The following is a 15,324-nucleotide window of genomic DNA, read 5'->3' as shown; positions in this document are numbered from 1 at the left end:
CGTGCCCCTCGCCACCACCGGCGACCTGATCGCCCGCGCAGCCGCCGCGCGCTCGGCCGTCGCCGCGTTCAACGTCATCACCCTCGAGCACATCGAGGCCGTCGTCGCCGGCGCCGAGTCCGTGCGCACACCCGTCGTGCTCCAGGTCAGCGAGAACGCGGTGAAGTTCCGCTACGGCCGCCTGCTGCCGCTGGCCCGCGCCGCCGTCGCCGCCGCCGAGGCCGCCGCCGTGCCCGTCGCCCTCCACCTCGACCACGTCCAGAGCGACGGCCTGCTGCGCCAGGCCCCGGACGCCGGATTCAGCTCCGTGATGTACGACGCCTCCCGGCTGCCGTACCCGGAGAACCTGGCGGCGACCCGGGCCGCCGCCGACTGGGCCCACGCCCAAGGTCTGTGGATCGAGGCCGAGTTGGGAGAAGTGGGCGGCAAGAACGGCGAGGCGCCGCTCGACGCCCACGCGCCCGGTGCCCGCACCGACCCCGCCGAGGCCCGTGCCTTCGTCGCCGACTCCGCCGTGGACGCCCTGGCCGTCGCCGTCGGCACCAGCCACGCCATGACCACCCGTACCGCCGCCCTCGACCACGACCTGCTCAAGGAACTGTCGGGAACCCTGGACGTGCCGCTCGTGCTGCACGGCTCCTCCGGCCTCTCGGACGGCGAACTCGCGGCGGCGGTCGCGGGCGGCATCGCCAAGGTCAACGTCGGTACCGCGCTCAACATCGCCATGACGGGCGCGATCAGGCAGTACCTCGCCTCCCACCCGGACGCCGTCGACTCGCGCCGCTACCTCACCGTGGGAAGGGAGGCCATGGTGCGGACCGTGGCGGCGCTCATGCGGGTGATCACCGGCCCTACCGCTTGACGGCCTTCAGCACCACGAACTTGCGGTCGCTCGCCACCAGGTGGCTGTTGCCGAACAGCCGCCGCAGCTTGACGTGGTAACCGAGGTGCCGGTTGCCGACCACCCACAGCTCACCACCGGGCCGCAGCACGCGCCGCGCCCCGGTGAACATCCGCCACGCCGTGGCGTCGGTCGTCGCCTGGTGGGAGTGGAACGGCGGATTGTTCAGCACCAGGTCCACGCTGCCGTCCGGCACCCCGGCCAGCCCGTCGCCGACCCGGAACTCCGCGTGCCCCGGCACCCCGTTCGCCCCGTACGTGGCCTTGGCCGAGGCGACGGCCTGGAAGGACTCGTCGGTGAACAGCACCTCGGTGTCCGGATCGGCCAGCGCCACCGCCGTACCGACCACGCCGTTGCCGCAGCCCAGGTCCACCACCCGCCGGGCGCCCCTCCCGTCCGGCAGGTGCTGGAGGAAGAACCGGGTGCCGATGTCGAGCCGGTCGGCACAGAAGACACCGGCGTGGTTGACGACCGTCCGGCCCGAGAGCGCGCCGATGCCGTCGGGAAGCGCGTAACTGAGCGGCCACGGGTTGGCGGGCCGCTCCCGCCCGGGATCGGGCGTGCAGAAGACGAGCCGCGCCTTCTTCTCGGCGAGCGAGGTGCGGGTCGGGCCGATGATCCGCTCGAACAGCGCGAGCGTCGAGGTGTGGATCTCCTTGACCATCCCGGTGCCGACGACGACCGTGCCCTCGTGCACGGCGGGCGCCAGCCGCAGCAGCTGGTCCTCCAGCAGCGCCAGGCTCTTGGGCACCCGCACCAGCAGGACGTCGATCCGCCCGGGCGGCGGGTCCTGCGTGGTGAGCAGCCGCACCGCGCCGGGTGCCACGCCGTTGCGCGCCAGGTTGGCGCGGGTCGCCTCCTGGGCGAGGTGGGAGTCGGTGATCTGCACCGGCCGGTGCGCCGCCAGCGCCGTCACCAGCGCCCCCCACCGGTCGCCGACCACCACGACCGTGCCGGACAGCGGGACCTCCTGGTCCGCCAGGTGCCGGAGCAGGTACTCGTCGGAGGCGTCCCAGGCACGCAGCCGGTCGCGCGGATCCTCGGGGAAGCGGGCCAGCGCGAGCTCGCCCCACGGAGTCGTCATACGGTCGCTGCGGTCGTTCATCGTGCGTCCAGGCTAGCGGAGCCGCAGCTCAGGCCGTGTCGGGGCGGGGGAGCGGGGGAGGACCCGGCCGGCGGCGGGCCGAGAGGGGGGTGCCGGGACGGCGCACGGGCGGCGGGACCGGAAGACCGGGGCGCACGGGCGGGCAGGATAGGGGACCATGGACGCCGAGCTGTTCCCGAGGACCCGCACCGAGGTCGCCCCGGGCGCGGTGCACCTGCCGGACTGGCTGGACACCGGCCGGCAGCGCGAGCTGCTGCGCGCCTGCCGCGGGTGGGCCCGCCCACCCGCCGGGCTGCGCACCGTCCGCCTCCCCGGCGGCGGCACGATGTCCGCCCGCCAGGTGTGCCTCGGACGGCACTGGTACCCGTACGGCTATGCCCGCACCGTCGTCGACGGCGACGGCGCCCCGGTGAAGCCCTTCCCGGCCTGGCTCGGCGACCTCGGGCGCCGGGCGGTGGCCGACGCACTGGGCGCACCGGCGGCCACGGCTGCGGCGTACGACATCGCGCTGGTCAACTTCTACGACGCCGGTGCCCGCATGGGCCTGCACCGCGACAGCGACGAGCGGGCCGACGCGCCCGTGGTCTCGCTGAGCCTCGGCGACACCTGCGTCTTCCGCTTCGGCAACCCGCACACCCGCACCCGCCCCTGGACCGACGTCGAACTGCGCAGCGGCGACCTGTTCGTCTTCGGCGGCCCCTCCCGGCTCGCGTACCACGGCGTGCCCCGGGTGCACGTGGGCACCGCACCGCCCGAGTTGGGCCTCACCGGGCGGCTGAACATCACACTCCGGGTCAGCGGCCTCGAGGCACCCCGGGCCGACCGCCTCTAGGCGTCCGGGGCCGGCGGATCATGGGAGACTCCCCCTCATGAGCGGCAAGGCGGACCCCGGGACAGCGGGGAAAGGGACCACCTCGAGGACGCGGCTGGACCGGGGGCGCGGCGCACTCGGACCCGCGTTGGAGCTCGTGCACACCGGACGCGCCCCCACCCGGGCCGTCCTCACCGCCGAACTCGGCGTGACCCGGGCCACGGCCGGCGCGGTCGCGGCCGAACTGGAGGCCCTCGGCCTGATCCGGGTCGACGCCCGGCCCGGCGCGGCAGCCGGGGCGCAGGGCAGGCCCTCGCACCGGCTCGCGGTCGCCGAGGACGGGCCCGTCGCCCTCGCCGCCCAGATCCACGCGGACGGCTTCCGCGCGGCCCTGGTCGGTCTCGGCGGCCGGCTCGTCGCCACCGCGCCCGGCCGCGAGGTCGTCGACGCCGACCCGGCGAAGGTGCTCGGCTCCGTCGTCGAGGCGGGCGCCGACCTGCTGCGGCAGACCGGCCGGCGCTGCGTCGGCGCGGGACTCGCCGTACCGTCCGCCGTCGCCGAGCCGGACGGTCTGGCCCTGAACCCGCTGCACCTGGCCTGGCCGGCCGGTGCCCAGGTGCGGCGGATCTTCGCCGAGCAGGTCCGCGCCGCCGGCATCGAAGGCCCCGCCTTCGCGGCGAACGACGTCAACCTCGCCGCCCTCGCCGAACACCGGCACGGCGCCGGACGCGGCGCCCGCGACCTGCTCTGCGTCGCCACCGGCCACCGGGGCGTCGGCGGCGCGCTGGTCCTCGACGGGCGTCTGCACAGCGGCAGTTCCGGACTCGCCCTGGAGGTCGGTCACCTCACCGTCAACCCCGAGGGCCGCGCCTGCCACTGCGGCAGCCGCGGCTGCCTGGACGTGGAGACCGACCCGCTGGCCTTCCTCACCGCGGCCGGACGCGAGCCCGGCCCCGAGGTGTCCCTGCTCCAGCAGTCCAACGACCTGATCCGCGGCCGGTACGACGACCCGGCCGTCCGCGCCGCCACCGAGGCCCTCATCGACCGCCTCGGCCTGGGCCTGGCCGGCCTGGTGAACATCCTCAACCCGGACCGGATCGTCCTCGGCGGACTGCACCGCACCCTCCTGGACGCCGACCCCGAACGGCTGCGCGCGGTCGTCGCCGACCGCAGTCTGTGGGGGCAGAGCGGCAGCGTGCCGATCCTGCCCTGCACCCTGGACCACAACAGCCTGGTCGGCGCGGCCGAGTTGGCCTGGCAGCCGGTGCTGGACGACCCGCTGGGGTCGCTGACCTGAGACGGCCCGGACAGGGCGCCGGCGCGTGGCCGAGGCCGACCACGCAGAACCGGTTGCCGTCCGGTCGGCGAGGACGACGAAGCCGGGGGCGGGCGGGTGGGAACCCCGGTCGACGGTCCGCGCACCCAGCCCGATCAGCCGCCGTACCTCTGCCTGCTGCTCCTCGGCCGTGTCCGTGAACAGGTCCAGGTGGAGGCGAGGGCGCGGCTCGGCCGGCGACGTGCTGTGCATCACGCCGAGGACCCGCCCGGAGCCGTCGGCGTGCTCCGGCGTCCGCCACCGCTCGCTCTTCAACTCCTCGGTGGGCACGAGACCGAGCGCGGCCGTCCAGAACGCCACCGCGGGGGGCGTCCGTGACGCCGATGACGGGGTGACCGAGTCTCAGCATGGGCCGAGCCTGGAAGACCCACCGGGATCCTCATGGGTCTTCCAGGGGTTCCTCACGGAGCACCGTCCGACGGGACCGCGGCGGAACGGCGGCGGAGGGAGCAGACGCGGCCCGCCGTCCTGCTCCCCGCGCGGTACGCGCACTGCCGCCGGCCGTACGACGACCAGAACCCCTCGCCGGGACGACGCTCGGAAGCGACACACAGGACATCGCCACCGAGGAGCTGGACGACATGCAGACCCTGGCACACTTCGCCGACGGCGGACCCGGCCCGTGGATCCTTCTCTTCCCGCTGCTCTGGGCGCTGGTCATCGGCGGCGGCATCACCCTGCTGCGCCGCACCGGGTGGCGCGGCCGCCGCGGCCCCTGGCGCCCGCCCGCCGTCGAGGGCGACTCGCCCATCACCGTGCTCGGCCACCGCTTCGCCTCCGGCGAGATCGACGAGGACGAGTACTGGCGCCGGCTGTCCGTGCTCGACGAGCAGTTCGGCCGGACCGGCAAGGGAGGCGCGGCATGACCACGACCACCCGCACCCGGGCCGCCGTCCGGGTCGTCGACGCCGTGAAGGTGTACGGCGGTGGAGACACCGCCGTACGCGCCCTGGACGGGGTGAGCGTGGACTTCCCGGCCGGCCGCTTCACCGCCGTCATGGGCCCCTCGGGCTCCGGCAAGTCGACCCTGATGCACTGCGCCGCCGGCCTCGACACCCTCACCTCGGGCGCCGCCCGCATCGGCGACACCGACCTCGGCACCCTCGACGACCGTCGGCTGACCCTGCTGCGCCGCGACCGCGTCGGCTTCGTCTTCCAGGCCTTCAACCTGGTGCCGACCCTGACCGTCGCCGAGAACATCACCCTGCCCCTCGACCTCGCCGGCCGGCGGGGCGACGCCGAGTGGCTCGACGCGCTGATCGACGTCGTCGGGCTGCGCGACCGCCTCCACCACCGGCCCGCCGAACTCTCCGGCGGGCAGCAGCAGCGCGTCGCCGTGGCCCGCGCCTTCGCCGCCCGGCCGGACGTGGTCTTCGCCGACGAGCCCACAGGCAACCTCGACTCCCGCTCCGGCGGCGAGGTGCTGGGCCTCCTCGGACGCACCGTGCGCCGGACGGGCCGCACGGTCGTCATGGTCACCCACGATCCCGTCGCCGCCGCCCACGCGGACGAGGTCGTCTTCCTCGCCGACGGACGCCTCGTGGACCGCATGGAGTCCCCGACCGCCGACAGGGTCCTGGACCGGATGAAAGCCTTCGAGGTGCCGTCATGAACGCCTCCGTCCGCCTGAGCGTCTCCTCGCTCAGGGCCCACCGACGCCGCTTCGCGGGAACGTTCCTCGCCGTCTTCCTCGGAGTCGCCTTCCTGGCCGGCACCCTGGTCATGGGCGACACGCTCCGCGCGAGCTTCGACACCCTGTTCGGCAACGCCACCAGCGGCACGGACGCCGTCGTGCGCAGTGCCGACGCCATCACCACCCCCGGCGAGAGCCAGGGCGTACGCCGGCCCGTCGCCACCGGCCTGGTGCGGACGGTCGAGAAGGTCCCCGGCGTCGCCGCCGCCGCGCCCAGCATCCAGGGCGCCGGCCAGCTCGTCGGCGCGAACGGCGACCCGGTCGGCGGCCAGGGGCCGCCCACCCTCGCCGGCAACTGGATCACCGACCCCGGGCTCAACCCGTACCGCCTCGCCGAGGGACGAGCCCCGCAGAAGTCCGGCGAGGTCGTCGTCAACCGGGGCGCCGCCGAGAAGGGCGGCCTGGAGATCGGCGACCGGACCACCCTGCGCACTCCCGACCCGGTCCGGGTCACCGTCGTCGGCCTCGCGACCTTCGGCGGCGAGGACGGCATGGCCCAGGTGACGTTCACCGGCATGACCCGGGCCGACGCGGAGAAGTACCTCACCGCGCGGCCGGGCGAGGCGGCGAGCATCCAGGTGCGGGCCGCCCCCGGGATCGGTCAGCGGGAGCTGGTCGACCGGCTGACCCCCGTCCTGCCGAAGGGCGTCGAGGCCATCACCGGGCAGGAGGCCGCCGAGGAGAACACCGAGATGATCTCCAGTCGGTTCCTGACCCTGTTCACGACCTTCCTGCTCGTCTTCTCCGGCATCGCCCTGCTGGTCGCGACCTTCTCCATCCACAACACCTTCGCCATCGTCCTCGCCCAGCGCACCCGCGAGAACGCCCTGCTGCGCGCCCTGGGAGCCTCCCGGCGCCAGGTCACCACCGCGACCCTCGTCGAGGCGGCCGCCGTCGCCGTGACCGCGTCCGCCGCCGGACTCGCCGGCGGTATCGGCATCGCGGCCGGGCTCCAGGCGCTGTTCCCGGCGATCGGCTTCCCGTTCCCCGAGGGCGCTCTCGTGATCAGTGCCCTGTCGATGCTGCTCCCGCTCGCCGTCGGCGTCGCCGTCTGCCTCGGTTCGGCCCTGCTGCCCGCCGTCCGCGCCGGCCGCACCACGCCCCTGGCCGCGCTGCGCGAGACGGCCGTCGACACCTCCGGCGCCTCCCGCGCGCGAGCGGTCACCGGCACGGCCCTGATCACGCTCGCCCTCGTGCTGACGCTGCTCGGTGTACTCGTCTCCCCGTCGGTGTGGCTCGCGGGAGCGGGTGCCGTACTGGCCCTCGCCGCCTTCGTGGTCCTCGGCCCGGTCGTCTCCTCCACCGCCGTCCGCGTCCTCGGTGCCCCGCTCGACCGGCTGCGCGGCGTCACCGGCGCCCTCGCCCGGCGCAACGCCCTGCGCAGCCCCAGGCGCACGGCCGCCACCGCGGGGGCGCTGATGATCGGCGTGGCCGTCGTGTCGCTGTTCACGGTGTTCGGCGCCTCGCTCAAGGCGACCATGGACCAGACCGTGTCCCGGTCCTTCGCCGGTGACGTCGCCGTCAGCGCCCCGTCCTTCGGCGCGGGCGGCAGCGGCCTCAGCCCGAAGCTGGCCGGCGAGATCCAGCGGCTGCCCGAGGTGGACACCGCCGTCGGACTCGGCCGGGGAGTGGCGGAGGTCGACGGGAAGGGACGGGCGCTGACCGTCACCGACCCGGTCGCGCTGGAGCGCACCTTCGACCTCGGCACGGTCCGCGGTTCGCTCGCCGCCCTCGGCTCCGACGGCATCGCCGTCACCGAGAGCGAGGCGGACGAGCAGGGGCTGGACACCGGCGACACGGCACGGCTCACCTTCACCGACGGCCGGAGCGAGGACTTCACCGTCCGCGCGGTATACGGGCGGTCCGAACTCGCCGGCGACTACGTCATCACCCGCGCCGCCTGGGCCCCGCACCGCACCCAGGACTCCGACACCCTGGTCGCCGTCTCCTTCGAGGACGGCGTGGGCGCGGACGCGGGCAGTGCGGCGGTCGAGCAGGTCGCCGACCGGTACGGCAACCCCGAGGTGCAGACCCGTGAGGAGTACGCGCGGTCCGCCGCCGGAGGGATCGACATGATGCTCACCCTCGTCTACGCGCTGCTCGCCCTCGCGGTGCTCATCGCGCTGCTCGGCATCGCCAACACGCTGACGCTGGCGGTCCACGAGCGCACCCGCGAACTCGGCCTGCTGCGGGCCGTCGGGCAGACCCGCGCCCAGACGCGGGCCATGGTCCGCTGGGAGTCGGTCCTGGTCGCCGCGTTCGGCACGGCCGGCGGGCTCGGTCTCGGCGCCTTCCTCGGCTGGGTGCTCGTCGAGGCCTCCGACGGCGCTTCGGACAGCGCCTTCGCCTTCGCCCTGCCGCCCGTGCAGCTCACGGTGGTGGCCCTCGTCGGCCTGGCGGCCGGTGCCCTGGCCGGTCTGCGCCCGGCCCGGCGTGCGGCCCGCCTGGACGTACTGCGGGCCATCGCCACGGAGTAGCCCCGCACCGCGGTCCGGCACCGCCGGAAGGGGGAGCGGCGGGGCCGCCCGCATTCGGTCCGCGTCGTCGGCGCGCTGACCCGGCGGCCCGGTGGGCGGGTTCGCAGGCCCACCACCGGACGGCGGGGTACCGCCCGGCGCGCGAGCCCGGGGTGCGCCCGCCCCACCGGACCGTGCCGTCCCTCGTCCCCGACTCGCGGCGGACGGCCGGCGCCTCGTCAGGAGCCGTCGCGGACAGGGGCGGTGGCCGACGCTCCACGACGCGGACCCGCGTACCGGACGCCGGCCGGAACGGCGCCGCACGGCCCGCGGCAGCGAAGGGTCACCGCCCGGTCAGCCGACAACGGCCGACCGGGCGGGAGCGGGTTGCGGTCTGCCCAGTTCGACGGAGTGCTCGACCTCCGCGAACGCGCCGACGGGCACCTCGTCGACCAGGCGGCGCGGCGGACGCGCGGCGACGGGGGTCACCGGGGCGGTCGTGGGGAGCGTGAACCAGACGACCTTCCCGGACTCGCCGTCCGGCCGGGCGCCCCAGCTCTCGCTCATCGCCGCCACCATCGCGAGCCCGCGTCCGCAGGTGGCGAGGGGCTCGGCGTCGTCCACCACGGGCAGACGCGGGTCGTGGTCGCGCACCGAGACCGTGAGCCGGTCCAGGAGCAGTTCTATCTCCACGGTGCAGGTCTTGTCGGGTGCGGCGTGCAGGTGGACGTTGGTCAACAGCTCCGTCACGCCGAGCATCGCCCGGTCGATCAGGGAGTCCAGATGCCAGTAGCGCAATTGCGCAGATACGATTCTGCGGACCTGGCCGATCCGCGACGGCAGGGCTTGGAGCTCCACCGTGCAGTGTCTGCTTGGGTGACTGATCACGGCTGCGACTCCCCGACATAGAGGTCCGGAAGAACACGGAGTTCGGATCCAGCAGGGCGCACGCGGCGCATCGCCGCCTGCTGTCATGACCGGCGGGCTGGTTCGCAGCGTTATCGCCGGTAAACCCAGAGTGAGATGAGACCAGAGTGACGCAAGGGGTGGGGCACCGCAAGTCACGGACATCTCAGCCGGTGCGCCCCGTCGCCCTGCGCACGGCCTCGATGAAACGGCGCGCGGCGGGCGGGCCCGGCTCGCCGGGAGCGGGGTCGCGCTCGCCGAGGGTCAGCAGGTACCGCTTGCCGCCGAGGTCGGCGAACGCCCGGCCCTGAGGAGCGAACCAGGGCCGGGAGGCACGCACGGCCCGCACCGGCGCGCTGTCTATCTCGCTGCCGTAGCTGGTGAGCAACTCCAGCCTGCCGCCCCTGATCCGGACCTGCCCGGCCCGGGTGAGCGAACGCAGCCGCTTGCCGATCCGCACCCCCGTGGCCGTGAACTCCGGCTCCGCCATGCCGTCGCCCCCTCGTGCGCGTCGGACCTGCCGGACCATGGCACCGCGAGGGGGCCCGGTACCGGCTCGTGTCGTGCTCCAGTGTGCGCCCGTGACGGGACCCGGGGTCCCGCCGCCGGGTGAAGTCTGCCCGCACCCGGCGGCGAGCACCAGTACGCGCCGGCCCTTTCCGGGGGCGCCCGGAGCACTCGCGCGAATGCGCCCCCACGCGGCCACCACCCTCGCCCCAGGGCGTCTTTGGGGCCCTCAAAGGTGTGTTTATGCAGGTGAGAAGCGTGTGGAAGGTGCCTATGATCGGGTGTGCCGGCCGCGCGAGGCGCCGTCGGAGCGCAGCGTAAGGAGCCCCGTCGTGAGCACCCCCCAGCAGTCCCGGACCGGCGCCACCCTCGACGTCGACCACAGCGACGCCGACTACCGCGCCTGGCTGAAAGAAGCCGTGCGCAAGGTCCAGGCCGACGCCAACCGGTCGGCCGACACCCACCTGCTCCTGTTCCCGCTGCCGGAACGGTGGGGCATCGACCTCTACCTGAAGGACGAGTCGACCCACCCGACGGGCAGCCTCAAGCACCGGCTCGCCCGCTCGCTCTTCCTCTACGGCCTGTGCAACGGCTGGATCCGGCCCGGCCGGCCCGTGATCGAGGCGTCCAGCGGCTCGACGGCCGTCTCCGAGGCGTACTTCGCCTCACTGATCGGCGTCCCCTTCATCGCCGTGATGCCGCGCACGACCAGCGCCGAGAAGATCCGCCTGATCGAGTTCCAGGGCGGGCGGTGCCACTTCGTGGACGACCCGCGCGGGATGTACGAGGAGTCCGCCCGCCTCGCGGCCGAGACCGGCGGCCACTACATGGACCAGTTCACCTACGCGGAACGGGCCACCGACTGGCGCGGCAACAACAACATCGCCGAGTCGATCTTCCGCCAGCTGCGGCTGGAGCGGTTCCCCGAGCCGGCCTGGATCGTCGCCACGGCCGGCACCGGCGGCACCTCCGCGACCCTCGCGCGCTACGTGCACTACATGCAGTACGACACCCGCGTCTGCGTCGCCGACCCGGAGAACTCCTGCTTCTTCGACGGCTGGACCACCGGTGACCCGGACGTCACCTGCGACTGCGGCTCCCGCATCGAGGGCATCGGCCGGCCCCGCATGGAACCGAGCTTCGTGCCCGGTGCGATCGACCGCATGATGAAGGTGCCCGACGCGGCGAGCGTCGCCGCCGTACGCGCCCTGGAGCGGGCCATCGGCCGCAAGGCCGGCGGCTCGACGGGCACCGGTCTGTGGAGCGCGCTGAAGATCGTCGCCGAGATGGTGGCCGAGGGACGCCACGGCAGCGTCGTGACGCTGCTGTGCGACCCGGGCGACCGGTACCTCGACAAGTACTACTCGGACGCCTGGCTCGCCGAACAGGGTCTGGACATCCGGCCGTACGCCGCGGCCATCGACTCCCTCCTGCACACCGGCACCTGGCCCGAGTGACCGGCGACCGGGCCTACGCCCCGGCCAGGCGCCGGTCCAGCGACGCGACCGCGCCCCGGAAGGCCCGTCCCAGCGCCGGGCGGGCCAGGTGCAGGGCGAAGCGGAAGGGCGCCGTGCCGTCGGCGGCGACCGTCCACCGCACACGCGTCCCGGTGCCGGCCGGAGTCAGCCGCCACTGTTCGGCCAGGGCCCGGGCCCCAGGCGCGTTGGTGACGTCCACACGGTAGGCGTACACCTCGGGACGGTCCGCCGCGAGCACCGCCTCCACGAAGCGCGTGCCGCCCCTGAGCCGGATCTCGCGCCCCGCGCCCTCGCCGATGGACCGCGCGGACGTCACCGCGGAGAACCACGCGGTCCAGCCCGGCACGTCCTCGGCGAGCGCGCGGAAGACCGGCTCCGGGGCGGCGGAGACCTCGGCCGTGAAGACCAGTCGTACGGGGGCCGACCCGACGAAGTCGAGCCCCACCGGACGCAGACGGCGAGCCATGGACGACGCCCCCTTGGTGACGAGCCGCGGACGCGGACGATCGGCGAAGTGGCGTCACCCTAGCGGCGGACGCGGCCCCTGTCAGCGGGGCCTCGGTCCGCCCCGGGCGTCCACCGGGGCCCCACCGGCAACCGGCCGGGGCATTCCGAGGGCCGCCGACGGCCCTCACCGGTGTCGGACGACCTCAGTCGTCGCTGTCCGGCTCGCCCGCCACGATCAGCCGCAGATGCTCCGCGATCTCCACACGCGCGTCCGCCGGCAGACCGCCGTCGGTCACCAGCGTGTCGACCTGCTCCAGCGCGGCGAACGAACTCAGCCCCACCACGCCCCACTTGGTGTGATCGGCGACCACCACGACCCGCCGCGCCGACTGCACCAGCCGCCGGTTGGTCTCCGCCTCCGCGAGATTCGGCGTCGACAGGCCGGCCTCGGCCGATATCCCGTGCACCCCGAGGAACAGCACGTCGAAGTGGAGCGCCGCGATCGCCTGGTCGGCGACGGGCCCCACCAGCGAGTCGGAGGGGGTGCGCACCCCGCCGGTCAGCACCACCGTGGCCGCGCCCTGGCGCGCGCCCGAGGTGCGCTGCGCCACGTGGAACACGTCGGCCACCCGCACCGAGTTGGTCACCACGGTGAGATCCGGCACGTCCACCAGCCGGTGCGCCAGCGCGTACGTCGTCGTACCGCCCGACAGCGCGATCGCGGCCCCCGGCGCGACCAGCCCGGCCGCGGCCCGCGCGATGTCCTCCTTGGCGGTCGGCTCCAGACCCGACTTGGCCTCGAACCCCGGCTCGTGCGTACTCGCCTCGATCACCGGCACCGCACCGCCGTGCACCTTCTCCAGCACGCCCTGCCGGGCCAGCGCGTCGAGGTCGCGGCGGACCGTCATGTCCGACACGCCGAGCTTGCGGGTCAGTTCGTTGACCCGGACACCACCGCGGCGGCGCACCTCGTCGAGGATCAGGGCGCGCCGCTGCTCCGCGAGGAGGTTCGGATTCTCACTCACGTACGCCTCGGTCCTTTCGCCGCAAAACCGTCCGACACGCCCCGCCCACCCGCTCCGACGAGGAGTTCTCCCCGCTCCGGGCGCGGACGTCCCATCCTCGCACGCCCCGCCGCGGGCCGCGCCACCGGCTGCCGGAGCCCGCACGCCGCTGACGCCGGCCCGTCACACGGTTCGGGGAGATTCCGTGCGCAGGGGTGTGCGACGCCCGTGAAACGGAGATCCTTGTGCCCGCACGGACACGGCGGACGGCGCGTCACGGGGGAGTGCGGACAGTGGAACAGGCGCAGGAACGGAACGGAGCCGACGGCGGGAGAGATCCGGCCGTCCCCGGCCCGCAGTCCCGGGAGACCGGCACCGCCCTGGAACTCCTGGTGCACGGCGTGGGCGGCACGACACCCGCCGAGATGCTGGACGATCCGCGCACCGTACGCGTCACCGGCGACCACGTCGCGGCCGTCTTCCGCCGCACCGAGGACGCCGACGCGGAGTCCCGGCCCGAGGACTACCGGGGCCGGCCGGTGCCCGAGGCCTACGTCTGGTGCAACCTCACCTCCGGCAACGGCACCCGCGCCCTGTGGCTGCTGCTCCTGCCCTTCATGGTCGTCAACCTCGCCCACTGGATGCGGCCCCCCGCGCACGGCCGGATCCGGACGGTCCGGCTCTACGGGCTGCTGGTGCGGCTCACCGGACTGACCCTGACGGTGCTGCTGGTCGCCGCGGCCTGCGAGGTCGCGATCGACCTCGTCGCCTGGCAGTGCGCGGGCACGCGCGCGTGCGCCGAGCGGCACTCCTGGCTGGGCTTCCTGTCGCCGGTGATGCCGGACGGCGGCTGGTGGAGCCCGCCCGGCCGCAGGCTCGCCCTCGCGGCCGCCGTGCCCGCCGCGCTCACCGGCCTGCTGTGGTATCTGTCCCTGCGCACCTGGCGGGCGTACGAGTCCCAGCAGCCGATGGAACGCGCCGCCGACCCCGAGGACGACCTGGGCCGCACCGCCCTGAACCGGCCCGGATTCTGGTACGGGCGGCGCCTGGTGGCCCGGCTGCGCGCCGCGCACACCGCCGCGGGCCTGCTGACGGTCGCCGCCGCGGTCGGCGTCCCGGCGGCCCGCTTCGACCGCGCGCCCGGCGGGTCCGCCCTGCTCGACACGCTCGGCCGGCTGCTGGAGGCCGCACTGATCGCCGGCGCGATCGCCGCGGTGGGCGTGACCTGCCGTCGGGGCCGCAGCGAGAACCGCCTCGACCGGGCACTCGACCGGCGCGTCGTACGGCTCCTGCCGCTCGCCGCGCTCGCCCTGCTCGTCCTCGCCCTGGTGTACGGCGGTTGGTCCCGCCCGGGATGGACGTCGGCCGGCCGGCTGCCCGGGGACATGACCTTCGGCGGCATCACCCTGGTGCAGGGACTCCTGGTGACCGCCCTCGGTGCGGTCGCCCACACGCTGCACCGTGCCCGCCCCGCCCCGCGTGCCGCCGTCCGCGGCCTCGGCGGACCCGCCGTCGCCATGCTGGCCTGCGCGCTGGGGGGCGTGATGTCCGGCGGGGTGGCGCAGCGGGTGTCGGACTGGCTCGACGGCACCGGCACCTCCCTCGACGGCCCGCCCGTCCTGCTGACCTGGCAGGCGTCCGTCATCCCGCCGCTGCTCCTGGTCGTCCTGCTGATCTGCGCCGTCCTCGCCCGGCGCACCTGGCGCCTCGCCCGGGCGGAACGGGACGAGGTGGAGCGCGAACACCCCGGAGAGACCGGGGACCCGGCCCGCACCCGGCGTATCGCGACCGTCCGCGCCATGGCCGCCCTCACCGACCGGGGCCCCCTCGTCGTCGCCGCCGTCTCCACCGTCACCCTGCTGCTGGGCGCGGCGGCCCTCGTGGGCGCCCTGACGACCGGACAGGTGCCGGCCGACGCCACGCGCGGGACGTACGCCGTCGTGCACGGAGCAGCGCGGACCGCGCAGGCACTGGGCTCCTGGCTCATCGGCTTCGGCTTCATCCTCTTCGTCACCTGGGGCAGGCGCGCCTACAAGGACGCCTCCGCCCGGCGCACCATCGGCATCCTGTGGGACGTCGGCACCTTCTGGCCGCGCGCCGCCCACCCCTTCGCACCGCCCTGCTACGCCGAGCGCGCGGTGCCCGACCTGACCTGGCGCATGGCGACCTGGACCCGCGTCACCGGCGGCCGGCTGGTCATCTCCGGGCACTCGCAGGGCAGCGTCCTCGCCGCCGCCGCAACCTGGCAACTCGCGCCCTCCGCCCGCAGACGCGTCGCCCTGCTGACCTACGGCTCCCCGCTGGAGCGCCTCTACGGCCGCTGGTTCCCCGCCCACTTCGGGCCCGACGCGCTCGGCGCCCTGCACCGGGACGTCGACTGCTGGCGCAACCTGTACCGGCGCACCGACCCCATCGGCGGCCCGGTACGGCTGCCCGGCGACTGCGGCCCGGCCGTGGACCGCGAACCCCTCAAGGACCCGCTGACGTACGGCCGCACCGACCTGCACCCGCTGCCCGCGCCCATCCTGGGCCACTCCGACTACCAGGCCGACCCGGCCTTCGCCGAGGAACGGCGACGGCTGCTGGCCCGGCTGCGCCCGGAGGTACCGGCGCCGCGCCACACCGGCCGGACACCGCCGCCCGTCCCGGGCGCGGACGGCGCCCGGGGCGGCTGCTGACG

Annotated in this window: 13 protein-coding genes and 1 pseudogene; 8 read left to right on the top strand and 6 right to left on the bottom strand. The window is 74.9% G+C overall.

Annotation, left to right across the window (positions count from 1 at the left end; genetic code table 11):
• Nucleotide 1: 1 nt before the first annotated feature.
• Nucleotides 2-862 (top strand): ketose-bisphosphate aldolase, encoded by an 861-nt coding sequence (locus ACIRFH_RS09240; protein ID WP_403518427.1) that lies wholly within the window; start codon nucleotides 2-4, stop codon nucleotides 860-862.
• Here ACIRFH_RS09240 and ACIRFH_RS09235 read toward each other — a convergent pair.
• Nucleotides 852-1,985 carry a methyltransferase gene (locus ACIRFH_RS09235; protein WP_403518701.1) on the bottom strand — a complete coding sequence of 378 codons (1,134 nt, stop codon included), beginning with the start codon at nucleotides 1,983-1,985 and terminating at the stop codon, nucleotides 852-854. The genes ACIRFH_RS09240 and ACIRFH_RS09235 overlap by 11 nt on opposite strands.
• A gap of 178 nt (nucleotides 1,986-2,163) precedes the next feature.
• On the opposite strand from ACIRFH_RS09235, the gene ACIRFH_RS09230 reads away from it, so the two are divergent.
• The gene (locus ACIRFH_RS09230; RefSeq protein WP_403518425.1) at nucleotides 2,164-2,838 is read left to right on the top strand and encodes an alpha-ketoglutarate-dependent dioxygenase AlkB family protein; all 675 of its coding nucleotides are present in this window, start codon (nucleotides 2,164-2,166) and stop codon (nucleotides 2,836-2,838) included.
• A 37-nt stretch (nucleotides 2,839-2,875) separates the two neighbouring features.
• Nucleotides 2,876-4,114: an ROK family protein gene (locus tag ACIRFH_RS09225; protein ID WP_403518423.1), complete on the top strand. Its 1,239-nt coding sequence runs from the start codon at nucleotides 2,876-2,878 to the stop codon at nucleotides 4,112-4,114.
• 16 nt (nucleotides 4,115-4,130) lie between these two features.
• Here the strand turns inward: ACIRFH_RS09225 and ACIRFH_RS09220 are convergent.
• A pseudogene (locus ACIRFH_RS09220) lies at nucleotides 4,131-4,502 on the bottom strand (VOC family protein); the annotation flags it as partial.
• A 232-nt stretch (nucleotides 4,503-4,734) separates the two neighbouring features.
• Between ACIRFH_RS09220 and ACIRFH_RS09215 the strand changes: the two are divergent.
• Genes ACIRFH_RS09215 through ACIRFH_RS09205 form a run of 3 tightly spaced genes read left to right on the top strand, consistent with a single transcriptional unit; the run spans nucleotide 4,735 to nucleotide 8,323 of the window.
• Nucleotides 4,735-5,019: an SHOCT domain-containing protein gene (locus ACIRFH_RS09215; protein ID WP_403518421.1), complete on the top strand. Its 285-nt coding sequence runs from the start codon at nucleotides 4,735-4,737 to the stop codon at nucleotides 5,017-5,019.
• Complete coding sequence (locus ACIRFH_RS09210; RefSeq protein WP_403518419.1) at nucleotides 5,016-5,765, top strand: ABC transporter ATP-binding protein; 750 nt, start codon at nucleotides 5,016-5,018, stop codon at nucleotides 5,763-5,765. The genes ACIRFH_RS09215 and ACIRFH_RS09210 overlap by 4 nt, the downstream gene beginning before the upstream one ends.
• Nucleotides 5,762-8,323 (top strand): FtsX-like permease family protein, encoded by a 2,562-nt coding sequence (locus ACIRFH_RS09205; RefSeq protein ID WP_403518417.1) that lies wholly within the window; start codon nucleotides 5,762-5,764, stop codon nucleotides 8,321-8,323. Before ACIRFH_RS09210 ends, ACIRFH_RS09205 begins: the two co-directional genes overlap by 4 nt.
• 333 nt (nucleotides 8,324-8,656) lie before the next feature.
• Here ACIRFH_RS09205 and ACIRFH_RS09200 read toward each other — a convergent pair whose 3' ends face one another.
• Together ACIRFH_RS09200 and ACIRFH_RS09195 are read right to left on the bottom strand one after the other, a co-directional pair.
• The gene (locus ACIRFH_RS09200; protein ID WP_403518415.1) at nucleotides 8,657-9,190 is read right to left on the bottom strand and encodes an ATP-binding protein; all 534 of its coding nucleotides are present in this window, start codon (nucleotides 9,188-9,190) and stop codon (nucleotides 8,657-8,659) included.
• 184 nt (nucleotides 9,191-9,374) lie between these two features.
• Nucleotides 9,375-9,698 (bottom strand): hypothetical protein, encoded by a 324-nt coding sequence (locus tag ACIRFH_RS09195; protein WP_403518413.1) that lies wholly within the window; start codon nucleotides 9,696-9,698, stop codon nucleotides 9,375-9,377.
• A gap of 349 nt (nucleotides 9,699-10,047) precedes the next feature.
• Between ACIRFH_RS09195 and ACIRFH_RS09190 the strand changes: the two genes are divergently transcribed.
• Complete coding sequence (locus ACIRFH_RS09190; RefSeq protein WP_403518411.1) at nucleotides 10,048-11,172, top strand: PLP-dependent cysteine synthase family protein; 1,125 nt, start codon at nucleotides 10,048-10,050, stop codon at nucleotides 11,170-11,172.
• Nucleotides 11,173-11,185: 13 nt separating this feature from the next.
• Here the strand turns inward: ACIRFH_RS09190 and ACIRFH_RS09185 are convergent, their stop codons facing one another.
• Nucleotides 11,186-11,659 (bottom strand): SRPBCC family protein, encoded by a 474-nt coding sequence (locus ACIRFH_RS09185; RefSeq protein ID WP_403518409.1) that lies wholly within the window; start codon nucleotides 11,657-11,659, stop codon nucleotides 11,186-11,188.
• A 184-nt stretch (nucleotides 11,660-11,843) separates the two neighbouring features.
• The gene (locus ACIRFH_RS09180; RefSeq protein WP_403518407.1) at nucleotides 11,844-12,665 is read right to left on the bottom strand and encodes a DeoR/GlpR family DNA-binding transcription regulator; all 822 of its coding nucleotides are present in this window, start codon (nucleotides 12,663-12,665) and stop codon (nucleotides 11,844-11,846) included.
• 272 nt (nucleotides 12,666-12,937) lie between these two features.
• On the opposite strand from ACIRFH_RS09180, the gene ACIRFH_RS09175 reads away from it, so the two are divergent.
• A complete protein-coding gene (locus ACIRFH_RS09175; RefSeq protein WP_403518406.1) occupies nucleotides 12,938-15,322 on the top strand; it encodes a hypothetical protein in 2,385 nt (794 codons plus the stop codon).
• Nucleotides 15,323-15,324 lie beyond the last annotated feature (2 nt).

This window comes from Streptomyces sp. NPDC093586 (genome assembly GCF_044764905.1).
Classification (GTDB): Bacteria; Actinomycetota; Actinomycetes; order Streptomycetales; family Streptomycetaceae; genus Streptomyces.
The sequence above is the reverse complement of the archived record's forward strand: the minus strand, read 5'-3'. Positions and strand labels throughout refer to the sequence as shown.